Raw genomic sequence first — 17,105 nt, forward strand, 5'->3', positions numbered from 1 at the left:
GAGATATATGTCTGAAAACGTAAAAGCCGTTACACTAAACGACGTGCGCGAATATTCTAAGCATTTTAACGAACAGCGAGCAAATCGAGTAGCAGCAAACGCTTCGGTATCGAGCGGCGTTCTTAAAGCAGCAACAAGCTACCAGGGTCAGCGCGCACTTCCACGCGAATTTTCTGTAGAACTAAAGCAAGGAACAATAACAAACCAACAGCATTCTGGACGTTGCTGGATGTTTGCATCGCTTAACACTTTGCGCTACGAGCTTATGCATAAGTGGAATCTAGAAGACTTTGAGTTTTCCGAAAGCTACTTGTTCTTCTGGGACAAGATTGAAAAAGCAAACGCATACTTAGAAAACGTTTTAGCAACTTTAGATGAGACATTAGATAGCCGAATTTTTGAGAGCATTAACTACGGTCCGATTGACGATGGCGGATGGTGGCAAATGTTCGTTAACTTGGTAAACAAGTACGGACTTATGCCAAAGAGCGCATACCCAGATTCGCAAAACGCTACCGATTCCGAAGCATTCGTGCAATACATTAACAGCAAGCTTCGCGAGTTTGCATGCGAGTTGCGCGAAGCACACAAGAATGGCACTTCTATGGAAGAGTTGCGAAAGATGAAGATTCGCGACTTGGAAACTGTGTACCGCATGACTGCAATCGCGCTTGGCGAGCCACCAGAGCGTTTCGACTTCTTTGCGCGCACTAAAGATGACGACGATAAGAAGGACGATAAGAAAAGCGGAGAAAATAGCGAATCTAAGAGCGGCGAAAAGAAAGACGATAAGCCAAAGAGCGGCAAAGACGATCGCCCGATGATTTGCGAATACGGCATTACGCCACTCGAGTTTGCAAAGAAGTACGTGCCAGTAGACGTAAACGACTTTGTAAGCTTGTGCAACTCCCCAATGGAACGCACTCCGTTCAACAAGCTCTACCAACTCAAGTACACAACAAACGTTGCCGAGACGAAGGAAATGGAGTTTGCAAACGTTGCGCTAGAAGTGTTCCGCAAAGCCGCTGTTGATCAGCTAAAAGATGGACACCCAATTTGGTTTGCTTGCGATTGCACGCAATTCTCGCTAAGGCAAGAGGGCTTCTTTGACCCAGCAGTTGTGCGCGTAGACGAGCTGTTCGACGTAGAGTTTACTTTCGACAAAGCTAAGGGTTTGGAATACATGGATTGCCCAGGCAACCACGCAATGACCTTTACTGGCGTAAATCTTAACAAAGATGGCGAGCCAGACCGCTGGAAGATTGAAAACAGCTGGGGTAAAGATAACGGCGAAGATGGATACTACGTTGGATCCGCGCAGTGGTTTGACCGCTACGTTACAGAAATCATTATTAACAAGAAGTATCTTGATGAAGCAACGCGAGCAATATTGGATCAGGAGCCTGTAATGCTTGATCCGTGGATACCACTTACAAAGCGCTGCCGCTAAACTTGATTTATTGATTTAGCACAAGCTGATTTATAAACGCAGATTGCATTCGCAAATTACAAATGCAGTCTGCGTTTTTTATTTTATTGCGCTTGCCTCGCTTGGTATTGCGCGATTTCCTATTTGGTGTTGTAGGAGGGCTGGGTGTTTCTTGTCTCACAACGCTCCGCCTCTTACGTGTAGTTTGTTGTTACGGTTGTTCCGATTTGGCTTTGATTTTGTTTTTGGTTGAAGTTTGTTTGTAGGCGTGTGCCATTGGATTATTTGGTATCGGCTGCCGCTCTTATACTGTTCGACCAAGAATCACCCAGCCCTCTTACATGCTTGAACAATTGCGTATCTCTTAATCGCCTGAGATTCTCGATTTTTCTTGCTGCTTCAGCGAATCACCATCAAAGATGCTGAGGTTCATCTCATTCAGGGCGAAAAATCTCGAATCTCTACCTTACTTGCGCGCCAATCTGTCGGAGCGCTTAAAGCGTAGCGCGCAAGCTATATTTCCGCTTTTTGTAGTCCGACACACCGTAAATCAGCTACAAAATCGGGGTAAGCGGCGAACACTTGAAAAAGATAAAAAGAAGCCCGGTGGGAAAGAGAAAACCCACCGGGGCAGAGAGAAAGAGAGAAGAAGGTTTCAGTTATGGGGTTCGCGAACGAACCTCACTGATGGAAGAACCATCAGCAATATTCATTATAACCACATTTTTCTCGCAAAACACGCATATAAACTAAAAATTTCCTGAAAATTTTTTCATATTCCTGGCAGTATGCCAATTTTTTGTTATATACGTCACTATGCCTTAAAATTTTCCGCTAAAATCACTCAGATTCCAACGATTTTTTAGCTGCAGCCAATCTTTCTTCGTCAGCTTTACGACGAGCAGCAAGAGCAGACTCAAAACGCTCAAGCTCCTCATCAATCGCCTCTTTAGGAATCTTGGCAAAAATCGGGGTTGGCTTAGCAACAGGAGTACCAGTAACCAACGGCTCACTTTCCCATGGATGAACAGTCTTTCCAAGCTCATAGTCGCCAGTAATAATCGGGTACTTAAAATCTGGATTATCTAAGTCGCTCACCTCTTCGATTCTTGGAAGCGGCGAGAACACTCCCGTTCCACCAAGAGCTTCCCAAACTTTTTGCGCAGAATGAGGCAAGAATGGAGCAAGCAAATGATTAGCGTCCGAAACAGCTTGTGCAGCAACATGCAAAACCGTTCCAAGACGAGACTCGTCATCCTTAATCTTCCAAGGCTCCGTAGCAGAAATATACTTGTTGATATCCGACACAACGCGCATAGCCTCATTAAGAGCATTCTTTTGATGATGACGCTCAATCAAACCGCCAACAATCTCAAAAGCGTTAGAAGTTTGATCCAAAAGCGCACGATCCATATCTGTCATTGAATTTTCATCCAACGGCGGAATCTCTCCAAAATTCTTATTAATCAAATTTGCAACACGATTAACAAGATTGCCCCAACTTGCTGCAAGCTCTTCGTTATTGTGGCGAACGAACTCTGCCCAAGTAAAGTCGGCATCGGAATTTTCTGGACCTGCAACGGAAATGTAGTAGCGCACAGCATCCACTGGGTAGCGCGCCAAAATGTCTTTAACGTAAATCACAATTCCGCGCGAAGAGCTGAACTTCTTGCCTTCCATGGTCATAAACTCGGAAGCAACAACCTGCTCTGGCATGTTAAGTGGGCCATAAACGCCAGCCTCGCCACCTTTAGAGCCAGCGCCGTTATACGCAAGCATCTCTGAAGGCCAAATTTGAGAATGGAAAGTAATGTTATCTTTGCCCATAAAGTAGTAGCCAGGAGACTTAGGATCGCACCACCAATCGCGCCAAGCGTCTGGCTTGCCCTGCCTACGTGCCCACTCAATGGATGCAGACAAGTAGCCAATAACGGCGTCAAACCACACGTACAAGCGCTTATTTGGGTTATCAATCCAGCCTTCTACAGGAACTGGAATGCCCCAATCAATGTCTCGCGTAATTGCTCGAGGCTTAACTTCCTTAAACAGACCAATTGAGAAGTTAATAACATTTGTACGCCAACCATCCCTGGAATTAAGCCACTCCAAGTTTGCGTTTGCCAAAGCAGGCAAATCAAGGAAGTAATGTTCTGTTTCTTCAAATCGCGGAGTTTCGCCGTTAATCTTAGAAACAGGATTAATAAGCTCGTCTGGGTCTAGCTCGTTTCCGCAAGCATCGCACTGGTCGCCTCGCGCGCCGTCCGCGCCGCAAATCGGGCATGTGCCCTCAATGTAGCGGTCTGGAAGAGTGCGGCCTGTAGAAGGCGAAATCGCAACCTTTTGAGTTCCCTTGTAAATATAACCATTCTTAAGGCACTGGCGGAACATCTCTTGAACAACATGCTCATGATTTGCTGTTGTTGTGCGCGTAAACAAATCGTAGCTTAAACCCAAATCGCACAAATCTTTAGTAATCACGCTATTATAGCGGTTTGCAAGCTCTTGCGCGCTCACGCCTTCTTTATCTGCCTCAACTAAAATCGGCGTGCCGTGTTCGTCTGTTCCAGAAACCATAAGCACGCTGTTTCCCTTCATGCGCTCGTAACGCGCGTACACGTCGGAAGGTACACCAAATCCTGCAACGTGACCAATATGACGAGGGCCATTTGCGTAAGGCCATGCAACATTCACCAAAATATGACTCATAGCCAAATATTATCTTGTTCAGCGAGGACACATTAAATAACACGCCGAAAAATCACACTAAAAAATAGCTATAAAAATCGCTATAAAAATCACATAGCAAAGTAGATAAATCAAGCATAATCGCGTGTAATCAAGCGCAATCGTACACAACCACATTTAGTCACATATGATTTAGTCACATATAATCACATTTTTTGATGTAAAAAGCTAAAAATCCACTTTTCCACAATTACGAAAAATCGCGTAGACAAAAAAGTAAAACACGATATTGTGTATAAAACTTAGAAGATTAAAACCTAGAACAGCAGAACATTACAGAATTACAGCACTAAAAAGTTGGCGTATTAAGCACATTACGCAGAAAGGAGAAACATGAGCACTTCAACGTTGAACAAAAAACGCACAATACACAATGACGAAAAAAATAAAAAAGCAATAAAAGACTACAAAAGACGCAAAGAATACAAAACTCGCGAAGAATACGAAGACTACAAAAACTATAAAGAATACGAAAACTACAAAAACTACAAAAACGAAGAGATGATTTTATTTTCGGAAAAACAAAACGAGGAGCTGCCTATTCTTATAGACACAAAACACCTACCAGGGCCACTAAGCATGAAGAAACTATGCAATTTTGGAGCATTCAACAACGTTTCAATACGCACTGGATTTACGCAATCTACCGCAAAAACCCCAGAAGGACGATGCAACGTGCTAAAAAATCTGCTTCCAAACGGAACAGTGGCATGCGCATTTACAGCATCTTGGATTTGGCTTGGAGGAAAAATCCCAAACATACTAGAGATAATATCCAAAAGTCATTATCGAATAAAGCCGTACGATCACCGACTACAAGTGTTTAGAAGAAAACTAATGAAAAAAGAACAAAGGGTGATTAGAGACTTGCACGTAACTTCTCCAGCGCGAACTATTTGCGACATTGCACTAACGCCATCAAAAAACATTTACGAAGAAATAAGAAGAGTAGATACTGTGTGCGAATTGGCTCAAAAATACAACACCAGTTTTAAAGATTGCGAAAAAATCATAGACAGCAATCCTTATTTTCCAGGAGCTGCAAAGGCAAAAGAGTGGATTAAATACATAATAGACAAGGATGACGTTCTTTATGACTATTAAAGAAAATATTAAGAATTATAAAGCGAGCGCAATGCCGCCAGCAATGCCGCCAAAACCGCCAATTGTGCTCACTGCGCAAGTCGCGTGCTGTGAAAACACAAGCAAAGACGTGCTATGGCATATTGCTAAGAACGTGCCTGAATTAAGAAAATGGGTTGTTGCAAACCCAGTCGCGGACGCAAAAATGCTGGAATACGTATCTCAGCAAGGAGGGCCAGGCGTTAAACAAAGTCTAGATGTGCTTTTAGAAGCATACGAATATGCAAAAAATGGGGATTAATTGCTGCTTAATTTTCCACATTTGCACATTTTTCGCTTTTATTGATGCGACTTTTGCACATTTGCACATTTTTGGCTTAATTTCCTACTTAGTTGTCCACATTTTCCTTGATTTTTAAGCAAGCTGCATAAACTTCTTTACGATTAGCAAAAGAGCCGTCTGAAAGAGGATTTTGTGAAACAACTCGAGTTATAGCATCTTTGATTCGCAAGCCCTCGTTTTGTGAAAGATCGCAAGCCATTTTAGCAAGCTGATCCACGCTTAAATCAACGCTTTGTTGCGCAACATCACTTTCGCTAGCGCCCGAAAGCACAAGCACAATCTCGCCACGAGGAGGATCATTTTCTACGCTTTTTGCAATCTGCTCAATAGTTCCACGACGCACTTCTTCAAAATCCTTAGTAAGCTCGCGGCACAACGCCATTTTGCGATCTGCTCCAAAAACTGCAAGAAGAGCTGCCATTGACTCCGCAATCCTGTGCGGCGCCTCGTAAAACACGATTGTTCGCCTCTCTAAAAGAAGCGAGCGCAAATGCTGCATGCGCTCCCCCGACTTGCGCGGCAAGAAACCTTCGTAGCAAAAACGATCTGTTGGCAGGCCAGAAAGCGCCAAAGCATCCAATACGGCACTCGGGCCAGGCGCGCAAGTAACAGGCAAATCGCGCTCTATTGCGCGGCGAACAATCGCAAGCCCTGGGTCGTTAATCGTAGGCATGCCAGCGTCGGAAACAACAAGAACAGTGCTACCTTGCTCAACCTTGTCTAGTAAACCATCTGCCTTATTGCGCTCATTGTGATCGTGATACGCAACAACTTGCCCAGAAACGTGCACGCCAAGGCGATTTGCAAGGTCGTAAAGCCTACGCGTATCTTCTGCTGCAACAATATCCGCGGTTTCTAGAAGATTAATTAAGCGCGCAGAAGCATCTCCCATATTCCCAATCGGAGTGGCCGCAAGAACAACTTTGCCTAAACTATCTTCACTACTCATCTTAAATCTCCTTATAAAACCTCTTAAGACTCTACACGAATTTATAAAATAACGCACATAAAGCACATTAAAAACAAGGTATTTGATTAGAATTATGCTTAGTAATTATGCTTAAGTTTATGCTTAGTAATTATGCTTAACATAAATTGCAATCGCGCAAAACGAAAAGAGATACTATGAAGATTATAGAACGCCAAATTAAAGGTATTGACGGCAGCAACGCGCTTCTAACTGCATATGTTTTAGATGATAATTTAGATAGCGAAGGCGATCAAACGCGACCAGCAGTGCTGATTTTGCCAGGCGGCGGATTCTTGCGCGTTTCTAATCGAGAAGCAGAGCCTATTGCTATGAAGTTTGCGGCTGCTGGATTCCACGCTTTTGTTTTGCGATACTCGCTTGTGCCTAGCGCGCACCCGACTCAGCTTTTGGAAGCCGCAGAAGCTATGCAATTGATTCGCAATAACGCAAAAGAATGGCATGTAGATGCGCAAAAAGTGGCGATTATTGGATTCTCTGCAGGAGGCCATGTAGCCGCAAATCTTGCGACTAGCGTTAGTGACGATGTTGAGAAAGCAAATGGATACAACGCAAATGATGTTCGACCAAATGCTCTTATGCTTGCTTACCCTGTGATTTCCGCTGGCGAATACGCGCATAAGCCAACTTTCGACCGTCTTTTTGGAGACGTAGATTCTAGCACTCGCGAGCAACTCGTGGAGCAGCTTTCGCTTGAAAATCACGTGGATTCTAAAACTCCGCCTGTGTTCGTTTGGCAAACAATTACAGACCAAACAGTTCCAGTTCAAAACTCGATTATGTTTGTAGACGCGTGTGTTAAAGCTGGCGTAAGCGTGGAAGCGCATTTGTTCCCTAAGGGGCCGCACGGATTGGCTTTGGCGGTTAAAGAAACAGCTAAGCGCGATGAGAATGGTGCAGTAATTCCTGAATTTGTGCAGCCAGAAGTTCAGCAGTGGATTAATCTTGCTTGCGATTGGTTGCGTCGCACTTTTGCATAACCTAACTTCGTGCGCCAGGATTCGCCCGCGTTTGTTTACTTTTCCGCACTTTGTACCACATTCAACCCAAATCACGTACAAAATCAGGAAAAACCTTCCGCACTTTGTACCAAATTCGACCAAAAACACGTACAAAATCAGGAAAAGATTGACGCACTTTGTACCAAATTTTACCTAAAACACGTACAAAATCAGGAAAAACCTTCCGCACTTTGTACCACATTTGACCTAAATCACGTACAAAATGCGGAAGATTTCACAGCGGAAAATCACACAATCTTTGGCATTGGAGTTGTTAGTGAAGCTGTAAGGTTGACTTGAACAACGCCTGCGCCAGAATGAACTTCTACCTTTTTAAGCGTTACAGTGCGAGAATCAGCAGGCGCGTGGTCGTCATCCGTCATGGTTGCTGGCGATTTTACAGCAACAAGAGCCAAGCTATCAAAATCAACACCAGCCTTATTGCACAAATCCTGCGCTTCTTTCAACGAATCCGCAAAACCTGCTTTGTCGATTACGCGCTCAGCAGGCACACCATACGCCTCGGAGCAAAGCAAATTAATACGCTCGCGAAGAGACTTTCCTCGGCGGCTTTGCGGAACTTTCGTTTCAGCATCATCGGTAATCACAGACACAAAATCGTCTAGCTGATCTGCCAATCCATCTCCGCCATCTCGGAAAAGATTGCCAACAATCGGCTTGCGGAATCCCAAAGCATTAGCTTGTTCAAGCAAATCTGAAACCTGCCCATCTTCCCCATCCCACAAATTAACAAGAGGGAAAGTAGGAATATCAAGCGACTCAAGGCGCGAAACGTGGAACGGGTAGCGCCACGCAAGCGTTTCGTCATCTCGCCAAGTGCTGGCACGAGTAACAACAACCGCAGCAGCAGGCCACTTTGCGCCGAACTCGCGAGCAGCAATATCTAGCCACTTTTGCGCGCCAGCATCCGTGCCATACCCTGCTTCCACAACAACAACATCGTGTAGCGCGCAAGCCATCTCAACACTTACAAGGCTTGGAATACCAAGAGAAACGTTGGCAAATGGCCCGCAATGAACATAAATCGGAGAACCATTAATCGTCTCTGTTTTTGCAGGCTTTACAGCATCAGCAAGAATATTTGTGATTCGCCACAAGTCAACAAAATCGCCAAATTTAACAGGATTCCCGTCTTTTGTGCCAGCAATCATAGAAGATACGCGATTTGCGATTTCTTCCATGCTTCTAGAAAGCACTACGATTTGCATAAGTTCGCAAGTTGGCGTTAATACAACGCGCTCTGCAACCGTGCTCTTGCCAAAATCAACAGCAATACTACGCAAAGATCTTGAAGGCACTTCGCTTACTCGCGGCACTAAAATCGTGTCTAAAATACCGTCGTCAATCGCCTTTTCTGCAAAAGAAACAAGCAAATTCTGCGCACATTCAATAGCCGCCATTTCTCCGCACAATCCCCAGTCAATCAACTCTGGGTGTGCAAGAGACGACTTTCCGCCACCGCTAGCGCCGCCTTTAGAACCCGCCGCAGTAATGCCCATGCTTGGCTGCCTTAAAACAGCCGCCGCATCTACTCCGCGTTCGCGCAAAGCGTCTACAAGCGCAATAGTGGTGGTTGTTTTGCCTTCTCCTCTAGAAGCCTTAAGAGGAGTATCTGCAGTAACGAGCAACACTTTACCGTGCTTTCTTGGCTCGCTTGGATTCCTCTTTAGATAATCCATAAATCCAAAAGCGTCGATTTTTTTAACCAGTCCAAATTGTGCAGTAAACGAATCAAGAATGCTCATATTCCCCACTTTCAGGCAAAACGCCTAATAGACGCTCAACAACAAATACTCAACAACAAACGTTCAATAACAGATGCTCAATAAGCGCTCAATAATAAACGCGCATAGCTAATGTAAATGAACAATTTTTATACTATACGATTGCATAGGCGTGGTATAGCAATATTACATTAAAACTATGCGCGTTATTAGTAACGTCTATAACGGCTTGCGATTAGTGATCGGAGCGATTAAAACCATTCTTCATACGCATGCTAGTTATGTACAGAACTGTATCGAGCAAAGAATCGGTTTCTTTCTTCAACTTTGCAGCCATATCTTCATTTGCTTTAGCCAAAGCCGCGCGCACTTTGTCGTTACGAAGCTCTGCAATAATAGCTTCAGGATCGCGAACTAAATCGCAATAGCCTTCACAACCTTCATCGCCTTCATCACCTTCGCGCTCTGGCTCGTAATCAGACAAATCAACGCCAAGAAGCTCTGCTACAGCAGCATCCGTAGCCTTAACCATTGCGTGACCAAGTGAACCAACAACTTCTTGGTAACGCTCAATCGCGTTTGCAGTATCGTTAAATGCGGCATCCGCAAGAGCTGCAATAATGCGATTTTCCCAATAGAAGTTTTCGCTTGTTACGCGAGTAGTTGTATCTTCCAAATACTTTGGAGTTTCGTTTACATTTGCGTAGAACGGCACGAGCGCATTAAACGGGTTAGAGCCGTACGCCATCCACTGAATTGTGCGGAAAGCTTCTGGCACGTAAGGGCGGATTTGCATAACAGCCAGCTGGCTTTGGCGATTAATGCCGATTGGGCGGAAAAGATGACGCGTATGCTCATCGCCAAGCTTGCCGTAAGGATCGTACTCAGTTCCCTGATAGTGCGAGCTAAGCACGTACTTAACGTCTTCAACCGTCACTTTGCGCTCAGGCTGACGCGCCCACGGAATATCGTTGCTATCTGGCTTATGATCCGCGTCTTTGCCATCCCACACTTCGTCATAAGGATTCAAGAAACGCTCCATAAACCACGCGCGCGGCGTGTTGTACACATGATCAGCGTCCGAATGAGAGCCGAAAGCATCTCGAGGATTAAATGGCGAAGCGTTTTCTACAGACAAATCTAAGTGGTTTTCTTCAATAAACTCAAGCAAATCAGCCGAGCACATGTGCTCTTCTTGGTCTCCCAAAGCGTCTTCCAAATCGAACTCGTCGATTCCAAGCTGGTTTGGCATAACAACATACGCCTCGTCTGGCACGCGCTTAGCAATCCAGTGGTGTCCGCCAACAGTTTCCATCCACCAAATCTCGTTTACATCCGAGAACGCAACGCCGTTCATCTCGTAAGTGCCGTACTTTTCTAGCAACGCGCCCAAACGCTCCACGCCTTCGCGAGCGCTACGAATATAAGGCAAAACAAGCGTTAAGAAGTCTTCTTCGCCAATTCCGCCAGGCACTTCTGGCTTATAATCAGCGTCACCTTCCTTGCCTTGCGCTTTTTGAAGCTCCACCATTGGGTCGGCGCCCAGCACGCGCTCGTTGGATGTAAGCGTTTCGGTTGCGCTCATTGCCACGTTTGCTTCGTTAACGCCAGCTTCTCCCCAAATTCCTTCGCGCAAGTCTGCGTTTGGAACGCTTGTGTATTGCATTGGATTATCTGGAAGCTCTACTGTTACGTGGCTAAGCACGGACTTGTAAACACGTGGCTGGTCTTGCGGCTTTACTACCACTAAGCGCTTTGGGTTAAACTCGCCGTTTGCGGAGTCTTCGTTGCGCGCAATAAGCGTGGATCCGTCGTAGCTCGCTTTGCGTCCTACTAAAATTGTTGTGCATGCCATATTTGCATCCTCATTTTTCTAATTTTTGATTATTTTGGTTATTTGATTATTTTAGATAATTTTGTTTGTTTAGATTAGTTTTGCTTAGTTTTGACTAGTTTTGACTATTTTACACACGCGCATCTAGTCGTAAGCTGCTTGCGACTTGCCAGCGCGAAGTCATATAAATCCTAAACCTAAAGCCTAAAGCCTAAATCCTATACTCTAAACCTTAAGCTCTAAACCTTAAACTCTATGCTTTTCCTCGCAAATATAATCCGTTAACGTCTACATACGACTTGCAATGCCTAATCTCGTTCATCATCTCGTTAAGGTAAAAGCCCTCTTTAAGATTTGCAAGAGGCTCTTGCGTGCCGAACACTTCTAGCATGTAGTCATGATCCTTGTCTGGCGGCTGCGGGCCATTGTAGCGCATTGTAATCGCAGGGTCCGTGCATCCAACAAATCGGCTAGCTTGCGAGTTTCGCCCTTGTACAACTTCTGGAATCATGGTTGGCATTGTGCGAGAAAAGTCTTGCGGAATTTGCAAAGCGCGCGAGTCGTTAAAGTCAAACATAAGCGCTTCCACTGGAACATTTGCTACAACCCAATGAATCCACTGGAATCCGCACACTGGTATAGCGTCGTCGTCTACAAATCGCCAATGCAAGTAGTGCACAAAATCAGGCAACTTGTCTACATAAAATGGAAAAGATACGACTGGAACGCCGTTAATCTTGTTTTCTTCCGGCGCAGCTTTTGCAAAGTTGTCTGGAATAGTGGTGAAATCTGTAGAAATATTCATAATTTAAGTATCTACTACCGCTGTGACTATACAAAATAATTCATTTTTACACAAATGCACTTCCGCACTTTGTACCATATTTGACCTAAATCACGTACAAAACCCGGAGTTATTTTCCGCACTTTGTACCAAAATCGACCCAATTTACGTACAAAAAGCGGAAAATCGTTCGCGCATTACAGCGCGCTCAGGCAGATTACAGCGAGCAGAAAAGCGCTTCAAAAACAAGCGTTGCGTTTCCATTGCCAGCAAGCCGCTTTTTTGCCACCGCAAGCGCATCAAGGCATTTAAGTGCGCGCTCTGCTGTAATTTTTTTAGAAAGCTGCATAATCTCTGCTTTAAATTCTTGATTCACAAGTGGCGTTTGTAATTGCGCATTGTTTAACACAACAAGCACATCTCTGTACACGCTGCAAATCGCATCTATTGCGCGGTTTAGAACATCTCTGCTTACGCGAGTCACTTTGCGCTTAACGTCGTCTTTTTTGCCAATCGCATTGTATGCGCTACGAATTTTAGGCGGAATTTTATCTGTTGGTTTAATGCCATTTATGCGCAAAAACTCGCTTTGCTCTTCTTCCACGCACTTTTGCACTTCGTCTTCTGCCTGGCTTTTAGCATCTTCGATTAGCGTTTGCGCAAGCATAATCGCATCTATTGCGCTGCTAATGCGCAAAACGCTAGCAACAAGCTCTTCCCGCCCGCTTCTAGCACGCTCGCTTGTAGCATAAAGCATTGCTAAATCAACGTTTCCTTGCGCTATGCGAGCCACATTTTCCGCTGTTTTTGCATCCACGTTCGAGCGTTTTTGCACGTATTCTTGCACATCTTGGTCGCTTGGTTGCACCAGATTCACTATTTGAGACCTGGAACGAATTGTTGGCAAAACATCTGCCGCGCTTGCAGCGCAAAGAATCCATATTGTGCGAGGTGCTGGCTCTTCAATTTCTTTTAGCAAAACGTTTGTTGTGCGCTCAAGCATGCGCCCAACGTCTTCGATGATTATGATTCGCCACGGTGCAACACTTGGCATCTGCTCGGAAATTGACACAATTTCGCGCACTTCGTCAATGCTTACTGTAACTTTGTCTGTGCTTAAAATGTTTACGTCTGGGCTTGTTCCAGCTAATACTTCACTTGCGATTTTATCTGTATTTATTTGAGTGTTTATTTGACTTGCGGAGTCTTCAGCGGCGCGGAAGCTTGCGACTTTTCCGCGCGATTGCAATGCTGCTGCAAACGCTCTTGCTACTTTTGCGCATCCAAATCCCGAAGCGCCGCAAATAAGCCACGATTGCGCGATTTTGCTTGAATCGCCTTGCGCTACTTTTTTAAGACGCTCAACAACTTGCGCTTGACCAACTACCGATTCCCAAACGTCCATTGCTAAAATCCTAGAGTCCTAAAATCCTTGATTTTCTTGCGATTCTGGCGATTTTTCGTCACCTATTCCAGCATTATCCATCAACTCGCACACGTCTTTAGCAATCAACTTCGATAAATCGCAAGCTGGCAAAGTGGCGTCTAAAACGCAAAATCTTTGCGCATTTTTTGCAGCAAGATCTAAAAACGCTTCACGCGTGCGGCGCGCAAAATCAAGCCCTGCACTTTCCATGCGATCCGCCTGCCCATGCAATCGCACAGCAGCATCTTTCTCGCTCATATCTAGCAAATACGTGCGATTTGGCCAAAGGCAATTAGACGCCCACTCGCTTAAATCACGCACGTCTTGCATAGTGAGTTCGCGCCCACCCGATTGGTACGCTAGCGAAGAATCAATGTAGCGATCCGTTATAACAACCGCACCGCGCTGCAACGCTGGAATAATGACTTGCGCAGCATGTTGAGCGCGATCCGCCGCAAAAAGTAGCGCCTCTGCACGCGCAGAAATCGCTCCGCCATGCAAAAGAATATCTCGCAACTGTTTTCCTAATTGCGTGCCGCCAGGCTCTCTAGTAACAACAACCTCAAGTCCGCGCGCTTGCAAAAAATCACGCAAAGCTTCAACCTGCGTGGTTTTTCCAACGCCATCTATACCTTCAAAAGATATAAAAATACCCTTAAGACCATTGTTTAAGCCGCTAATCCCGCTGTTTTTAACACATATAGCCATTTTGCACACCTCTACCAGGTTTACTCGGCTTTAGACGTGGACTTTTTTGCTGTGCTCTTTTTAGCTGCCGTTTTTTTAGCAGCCGTCTTCTTTGTTGCCGTCTTCTTAGCGGCCGCTCTCTTGCGCTTTACAGGCCCTGCCGCGCGCTTTTGCGCCAAAAGCTCAAACGCAACTTGCGGCTCAATCGACTCAGGCGTGTATTGCTTTGGAAGCGTGCGATTTGTAACGCCATCCGTAATATAAGCTCCGTAGAAGCCGTCTTTAATTACAACTGGCTTGCCGCTTTCTGGGTCTTCTCCAAGCTCCCTAAGTGGCGGTTTTGCAGCTCCACGCGTGCGCTTGCCGTACTTTGGTTGCGCAAACAGCTCCTTAGCTTCGTCTAAAGTCACGCTAAAAATCGCGTCTTCGCTTGCAAGTGAGCGATTATCTGGCTTAGAATCCGCAGCCGAATCGCCAGAATCCGTTCGCTCGTAAGTCTTAGTCAAATACGGGCCGTATCGACCATTATTTGCCTCAATCCTTGCGCGCTTAACCTCGCCCTGCTCGTCAACTTCTTCTACAACGCCAACTAATCGCGGCAAGTTCAAAAGTTTCAAAGCGTCTTGCAAAGTTATTGTTGCAGGGTCCATAGTTTTGAACAAAGACGCCATTTTTGGCTTAGCTTTAGCAGTCTTCTTGGATTTTGCAGAAGACTTTGCAGAAGACTTTGCGCCAGTTTTAGCGGAATCTGCGGTTGCTTGCGACTTACCCTCGCCCGAAGCCTCATCCGCAGCCTCAACAAGCGCAACGTACGCTCCAAAACGCCCGTTCCTAACTTCTACACTTCCGCCAGTTTGCGGATCTGTTCCCAAAACGCGCGGACCGTCGGAGTTGTTCTCAATCAAATCTCTAGCAACTTGCTCGCTCAACTCGTCTGGAGCTAAAGTGCTTGGAATCGAAGCTCTGCGCGCATTGCCCTCTTCGTCTAGATTCTTAGTATCTTCCAAATATGGGCCGTATCTGCCTACGCGCACGTGCAATCCGCCGCCAATATCAATCGTGTTAATCTCTCGAGCGTCAATCTCGCCAAGCTGATCAACCTGCTTTTGCAAGCCTTCGCGCATTGCAAAGTCTCCAGCAACCGCCGCCTCGTCATCTCCAAAGTAAAACTTGTAAAGCCAATCTTTACCAGCTTCCTCGCCATGCGCAATGCGATCCAAGCCATTTTCCATGTCTGCCGTAAACGCGTAGTCAACGTAAGTTGGGAAATTAGATTCCAAAAGCTTAATAACAGCAAAAGCAAGCCAGCTTGGAATCAACGCGCGCCCACGCTCATACACGTATCCGCGGTCAATAATCGTAGAAATAATGCTAGCGTAAGTAGACGGCCTACCAATCTCCTTAGCTTCAAGCGTTTTAACTAAAGACGCTTCCGTATAGCGCGCTGGCGGCTGAGTTTCGTGACCATCCGCACTAACTTGCAAAGCTTTAAGAACATCGCCATTAGCCATAGGCGGCAAAGCCTTAGACTGCTCGTCTTCGCTAAATCCGCCAAACACCTTCATAAATCCAGCAAACTCGATAACGGTTCCAGAAGCTTGGAAATTAGCCGTTCCAAAGCTGCCAGCTAAAGCGTCTAGCTTAACTGTAGCTGTAAAACCAGTGGCATCCGCCATTTGAGATGCAAGCGTGCGCTGCCAAATAAGCGTGTAAAGCTTAAGCTGATCGGCAGGGAGAGCGCCAGCCAAATCCGCAGGATTCCTAAACGTAGAGCCAGCAGGACGAATACACTCGTGCGCTTCTTGAGCGCCTGCAGAAGTCGTAGCATACTGCTTTGGCGAATCCGCTAAATACTCGCTGCCAAAACTAGACTTAACGCAATCTCGAGCCGCAAAAATCGCCTCTTTAGAAAGCGTTACAGAATCCGTACGCATGTAGGTTATATAACCGTTTTCGTACAAAGATTGAGCCGCGCGCATAGTTTGGCGAGAGCTCATAGACAAGCGGTTTCCAGCAGTCTGTTGAAGAGTAGACGTTGTAAACGGAGGCAATGGGCGGCGGCGATACGGCTTAGTGTCCATTGAGTTTACAACAAAATCGGCCGCGCCAAGGATTTGTGCAATCGCGCAAGCGTCTGCCTCGCTTAAATAGTGCGCTAAAGCAGATTCGCCCTTGGCTTTTTGAAGCTCTCCAAGCGAGTTAAAATCTTTAGAACCAGCCAAACGCGCTCCGTTTAGAGACGTCATTCGCGCCGTAAAATCAACGCCGTTTGCACTCAAATCCGCGCAAACATCCCAGTAGCTTGCTTTTCTAAACGCCATTCGCTCGCGCTCGCGCTCAACAATCAAACGCGTTGCAACAGATTGCACTCGACCAGCCGAAAGACCTGGCCCAACTTTACGCCACAAAACTGGCGAAAGCTCGTAGCCGTACAATCTATCCAACACGCGGCGCGTCTCTTGCGCATCAACCATGTGGTCGTCAACGTCTCGCGTGTTAGCAAGCGAAGCTTGAATCGCAGGCTTTGTAATCTCGTGAAACACCATGCGCTTTACTGGCACTTTTGGCTTAAGCGCTTGCACAAGATGCCAAGCAATCGCCTCTCCTTCGCGGTCCTCATCAGTCGCAAGGAACAACTCGCCCGACTTTGCGAGCGCAGCCTTTAAGTCCGAAACTGTTTTCTTTTTATCTGCGCCAACAACGTAGTATGGCTCAAAACCATTGTTTACATCTACGCCAAACTTGCCAAATTCCGCCTTTTTAGCAGCTGGCACCTGACTTGGCTGTGCTAAATCGCGAATATGGCCTACAGACGCCATAACCGTGTATCCGCTTCCAAGATATCCGCCTATTTTACGCGCTTTAGTGGGAGACTCCACAATGACAAGCTTATTCTGCTCTGTCATACTCTCTCCTTTCATTCATATGCATTCTATATGCAATTCCGCGCTTTTATTACTAAATCCACGCCAACTCTAACGCAATACGCGCTGCAAATTCTGCAAAATCAACAAAATCAAACTTTGCGAAATATCAGCAT

The 17,105-nt window shown here is 45.8% G+C and carries 12 protein-coding genes; 4 read left to right on the forward strand and 8 right to left on the reverse strand.

What is annotated here, in order from left to right; genetic code table 11:
• Positions 1 to 7: 7 nt before the first annotated feature.
• Positions 8 to 1,450, forward strand: a complete 1,443-nt coding sequence (locus tag ACPEIW_RS05765; protein WP_425663586.1) for an aminopeptidase C — start codon at positions 8 to 10, stop codon at positions 1,448 to 1,450.
• Positions 1,451 to 2,269: 819 nt separating this feature from the next.
• On the opposite strand, the gene metG is transcribed toward ACPEIW_RS05765, so the two are convergent.
• Positions 2,270 to 4,135, reverse strand: a complete 1,866-nt coding sequence (metG, locus tag ACPEIW_RS05770; RefSeq protein WP_425663588.1) for a methionine--tRNA ligase — start codon at positions 4,133 to 4,135, stop codon at positions 2,270 to 2,272.
• 372 nt (positions 4,136 to 4,507) lie between these two features.
• Between metG and ACPEIW_RS05775 the strand changes: the two genes are divergently transcribed.
• Both ACPEIW_RS05775 and ACPEIW_RS05780 read left to right on the forward strand, forming a co-directional pair.
• Complete coding sequence (locus ACPEIW_RS05775; protein ID WP_425663590.1) at positions 4,508 to 5,278, forward strand: hypothetical protein; 771 nt, start codon at positions 4,508 to 4,510, stop codon at positions 5,276 to 5,278.
• Positions 5,268 to 5,558 (forward strand): hypothetical protein, encoded by a 291-nt coding sequence (locus ACPEIW_RS05780; RefSeq protein WP_425663592.1) that lies wholly within the window; start codon positions 5,268 to 5,270, stop codon positions 5,556 to 5,558. Before ACPEIW_RS05775 ends, ACPEIW_RS05780 begins: the two co-directional genes overlap by 11 nt.
• An 88-nt stretch (positions 5,559 to 5,646) precedes the next feature.
• Here the strand turns inward: ACPEIW_RS05780 and rsmI are convergent, their stop codons facing one another.
• Positions 5,647 to 6,549 carry a 16S rRNA (cytidine(1402)-2'-O)-methyltransferase gene (rsmI, locus tag ACPEIW_RS05785; RefSeq protein ID WP_425663594.1) on the reverse strand — a complete coding sequence of 301 codons (903 nt, stop codon included), beginning with the start codon at positions 6,547 to 6,549 and terminating at the stop codon, positions 5,647 to 5,649.
• 176 nt (positions 6,550 to 6,725) lie between these two features.
• On the opposite strand from rsmI, the gene ACPEIW_RS05790 reads away from it, so the two are divergent.
• Positions 6,726 to 7,568 (forward strand): alpha/beta hydrolase, encoded by an 843-nt coding sequence (locus ACPEIW_RS05790; RefSeq protein WP_425663596.1) that lies wholly within the window; start codon positions 6,726 to 6,728, stop codon positions 7,566 to 7,568.
• A 269-nt stretch (positions 7,569 to 7,837) separates the two neighbouring features.
• Here the strand turns inward: ACPEIW_RS05790 and ACPEIW_RS05795 are convergent, their stop codons facing one another.
• From ACPEIW_RS05795 to topA, 6 genes are all read right to left on the reverse strand, one after another.
• Positions 7,838 to 9,355 (reverse strand): formate--tetrahydrofolate ligase, encoded by a 1,518-nt coding sequence (locus tag ACPEIW_RS05795; protein ID WP_425663598.1) that lies wholly within the window; start codon positions 9,353 to 9,355, stop codon positions 7,838 to 7,840.
• A gap of 214 nt (positions 9,356 to 9,569) precedes the next feature.
• Positions 9,570 to 11,189 (reverse strand): C69 family dipeptidase, encoded by a 1,620-nt coding sequence (locus ACPEIW_RS05800; protein WP_425663600.1) that lies wholly within the window; start codon positions 11,187 to 11,189, stop codon positions 9,570 to 9,572.
• Between the two features lie 232 nt (positions 11,190 to 11,421).
• Complete coding sequence (locus ACPEIW_RS05805; RefSeq protein WP_016636093.1) at positions 11,422 to 11,973, reverse strand: YbhB/YbcL family Raf kinase inhibitor-like protein; 552 nt, start codon at positions 11,971 to 11,973, stop codon at positions 11,422 to 11,424.
• 196 nt (positions 11,974 to 12,169) lie between these two features.
• Positions 12,170 to 13,357 carry a DNA polymerase III subunit delta' gene (locus tag ACPEIW_RS05810; protein WP_425663602.1) on the reverse strand — a complete coding sequence of 396 codons (1,188 nt, stop codon included), beginning with the start codon at positions 13,355 to 13,357 and terminating at the stop codon, positions 12,170 to 12,172.
• An 18-nt stretch (positions 13,358 to 13,375) separates the two neighbouring features.
• Entirely contained in the window at positions 13,376 to 14,086 is a 711-nt protein-coding gene (tmk, locus tag ACPEIW_RS05815) for a dTMP kinase (protein ID WP_425663604.1), read from the reverse strand.
• Positions 14,087 to 14,106: 20 nt separating this feature from the next.
• A complete protein-coding gene (gene topA, locus ACPEIW_RS05820) occupies positions 14,107 to 16,971 on the reverse strand; it encodes a type I DNA topoisomerase (protein ID WP_425663606.1) in 2,865 nt (954 codons plus the stop codon).
• Positions 16,972 to 17,105: the final 134 nt, after the last annotated feature.

It is taken from the genome of Gardnerella piotii (genome assembly GCF_049815665.1).
Lineage (GTDB): Bacteria > Actinomycetota > Actinomycetes > Actinomycetales > Bifidobacteriaceae > Bifidobacterium > Bifidobacterium piotii.